The 3,687-nt window shown below is 40.7% G+C and carries 4 protein-coding genes; all 4 read left to right on the forward strand.

The features are described 5' to 3' along the window. Positions 1 to 1,034, forward strand: a 1,034-nt coding sequence (locus tag ACODS7_RS31290) for a phage major capsid protein (protein WP_488828458.1), incomplete at its 5' end; no start/stop codon positions are given. 57 nt (positions 1,035 to 1,091) lie between these two features. Then, positions 1,092 to 1,568, forward strand: a complete 477-nt coding sequence (locus tag ACODS7_RS31295; protein WP_243169173.1) for a 2,3-dihydroxybenzoate--AMP ligase — start codon at positions 1,092 to 1,094, stop codon at positions 1,566 to 1,568. Continuing rightward, entirely contained in the window at positions 1,522 to 2,100 is a 579-nt protein-coding gene (locus ACODS7_RS31300) for a phage adaptor protein (RefSeq protein ID WP_243169174.1), read from the forward strand. The genes ACODS7_RS31295 and ACODS7_RS31300 overlap by 47 nt, the downstream gene beginning before the upstream one ends. A gap of 10 nt (positions 2,101 to 2,110) precedes the next feature. Continuing rightward, entirely contained in the window at positions 2,111 to 3,619 is a 1,509-nt protein-coding gene (locus tag ACODS7_RS31305) for a hypothetical protein (RefSeq protein WP_243169175.1), read from the forward strand. Positions 3,620 to 3,687: the final 68 nt, after the last annotated feature.

Genomic DNA, 3,687 nt, shown 5'->3' on the forward strand with positions numbered 1-3,687 from the left:
ACTTCGGACGTAATACAGGTGTGGGAGCTGTTGCGGAAAATGGGACGTTACCAACTGCAGGTCAGCAAGCGTATAAAAGTTCTACAGGTACAGCGCGTATGGTGGCGGGTCGTTTAGAACTTACAGTACAAACGATTGAATCTTCGAAGAAAAATGAAACTTCGTATCTTCGTGCAGTAGAATCCGAGGTTAAGGGATTAACGACAGACATGAAGAACTTCCGTGCTCGCGTTACGTTTGGGAATGGGACAGGACGTATTGCAAATTGCACAGCACAAACAACGGCAGCAAACGTACTGGTGGTAAACAGTGTGAAAGGATTCTTCGTTGGCCAAAAGGTGGATATTGTGAATGCAACGGGGACAGTTACAACCGCAGGAAGAACAATTACTGCCATTGATCGTGCAGCGACTACCATCACAATTGACGGTGCAGCTGTCACAACAGCGGCAACTGATGGGATTGTATCAGCTGGTTCTTCGAACTTAGAGCCGATGGGACTAGGTGGTATCATTGATGATAAATTAACATTACAAACATTAAATCCTGCGACATATTCTTGGTGGAAGGCAAATCTATTTGCGAACGGGGGAACGGCTCGTCCGATCTCAGATGCGTTACTACGCTTAGTAATGGATGAAACATCGATTGTAAGCGGGAAAGAAACAGACTTCCTGATGGGATCGCATGGCGTACGTGCAGCATATGAGGCGGTACTGACTACAAATAAACGGTATACAAATGTAATGCAGTTAGAAGGTGGTTATTCTGCATTAGAGTTTGATGGGAAACCATTTTTAGTAGACCGTTATATGCCGGCAGGTATTGTGTGGGGCGGTAATTATAATGATTTAGGATTATATCGTGTAGCGGACCTTCAATTCATGGAAGAGGACGGTTCGATGTTCTCGCGTGTACCAAATAAAGCGGCATATGAAGCAACAGCATATATGTTAGAAACGATGGTATGTCATGCACGTAATGCGTTCTGGCAATTATCTGATGTGCAAGAGGCAACTGGATATACGAAATAAAAGGAGAGGAGCAATCGCTCCTCTTTCTTACGCTTTATGGAGGTTGGAGGTTTTTACATGACAAATGCGTATGAAAAACGCGGTTTTCAACGAACATTTCTCAATGATATCTATCATGTAGAAGAAAGATTACAAGAATATGATCCTCAGTTATACCTTATGTGGAATCCCAAGAACGGGGAACATGTCATCATGGATGGATTGTTAGAAATGTCAATTATGAAAATTCCACAAATCGACTTTGAACAATTGGACACAAAAGTTGTAGACCATATCAAGAGAATCCATACAGTGAACGGATTCTCCGCTGTGCAAACTGTGGAAGATACTGAGAAAAAGAGACAGCAAGAACAAGAAAGACAGCTTCAAGATTTAGTGGAAGATTACGCAAAAGAATCAAAAGAAGCCTTTTGGAACGCGCATGCATATGGCCGTGTGGATGGCGTACAAAAATATGTACAGGGTGTAAATATGGGGAGGGACCATCGTGAATCTGCAAGAGCTAATCCTGCAAGTGAACCGGGATGTGGATGATATTTTTGAAAATGGAGATATTCAACATTGGCTCAATCGTGCATTAGATGATATCACCCCGATTGCAAGGATAGAAAAGAGAGCCACGTTAGAGTACCCGTACACATTACCAAATGACGTACAAGATATAGAACGAGTGATGCAAACGAACAAAGTATTTCCGCGTATACCTGTAGGGGAAGAAAATCAGCAAGGGTATTGGGTGTGGGGAAATGAATTGATGTTACAAGGCGGGAGTCAACAACCGATTGAAGTCTATTATTATAAAAAGTTAAGTCATCTAAAAGGAATGGAAGATGTACCTGAAATTGATAGTCCCTATCATGATTTATTAATTTTATACGCTGTTGGACAACTACAGTTTATGGATGGAGATTATGCGGATAGGCCAGATCGTATGCAGCGATATCAGGAGCGTAGGCAACAATATGCCGTCTTTCGTGAGAAACGGAAAGTAAAGAGAGCAAGTGTACGAATCAAGACTATCCACGAGTATCGTGCTGCACCTACCTTCCTTGCGGATGGAAAGTAGGTGATGAGGATTGAAGGATACTGCTGAATTTAAAGATTTTTCAATGGGATTAAATGATACCGTGTATGCAAATCTAATTGAGGATAAAGAACTCAGTAAAGTAGAAAATGCAGTGATTGGTATAGGGGAGATTCGAAAACGAACCGGTTATAAGAAAGTTGGTTATGTAGGAGAGAAGATAACAGGTGCCTATACTTTTCTCAAGTCAGATGGCACACATGAATTGCTGATGATGGGTGACCGCCTGAGGAGATGGAATGGGAAATTCTTTGTGGATATCCCAGGTCCGCCCTCTACTGGTGACAGCGCGCATTTTATCACGATGAAAGACCGAAAAGGAAACCGTGTGGTTTTAGTTGCTAATCACATCTCTCTAAAAGTGTATGCTGACAATCAGCTATCCTCTGTCACACCATATGTACCGACTGCGGATGAACAAAGAAATCCAGGATTGAATGATATAGGTTCTTTATTTACCTGCAAATACATGGCTTTCTTTGGCGGACGGTTATTTGTTGTCGGTCATGACGTAAAGAATCGCGTTTCATTCTCCCACATCGATCCCAAACTTGGATACGCTGTCTATGATTATTTTCCCGCCATTAATTTTTTTGATGTGGCAAGCAATGAAAATGATGAAATCGTAGGGCTGGTACCGTTTCGAAATAGTTTACTTATCTTCTGCCGGTATTCCATATGGGCTTTATATGGAAAAACAACATCTGATTATGAATTGATAAAAATCAATACACCAACGGGCTGTATGGCACCTGAGAGTATTCAAGTCGTGGGGAATCAAATTTTTTATTTAAGTGATACACATGTGTATGGATTATTTGCGAATGATTTTAATATGGTAAGTGCACAAGTGATAACCAAGCAAATAGAATCGACAATGCGTGCCATCCCACTTACAGAAAAAAGTAAAGCAGTTGCGGGTTATTTTGAAGGAAAGTACTATCTATCTTTTCCCAATGGGAAAACACTTGTCTATGATGAATTGCTAGCGTGTTGGACTGTGTATTCCAATATCAAAGCGGATGTGTTCGTGACCTATGAGGGGAATTTTTATTTTGGAAGCAATACAAATGCGTATGTCTTTCATCCTGAATATCATGATGATGGAAAGCCAATTCCCTTTCGCATGGAAACCAAGTATTTTGATTTTGGTTTGATGACACAAGACAAAAAGATTCATCGGATATGGTTGCATAGTAATCAACCGAACGGATATCGGTTAGGAGTAAAATTAGATTTTGAAACGAAGCAGGTAGAAGGTACAAGACCAAATGCTGCGAATGTGTCCAATTGGGATGAAGCGATTTGGGACCAGCATACATTTGATACAATCGACATGTATATGAATCGCCTACGGGTAAATAATCGAACGAAAAAAATAGGCATAATGATTGAGGACGTAACGCATATACGTCCTTTTGTTGTATACGGTATCGGGGTGCAGTATGAATGGAAAAGAAGAAAGGAGACGTCATATGGTACAAATTCAAAGAAAATATAATTTTATGCCTGGCACAACCATTTCATCTGGGCAAGTAAATGAAGAATTTACGAATTTAATTAATGCTC

It is taken from the genome of Bacillus sp. FG16 (assembly GCF_057809515.1).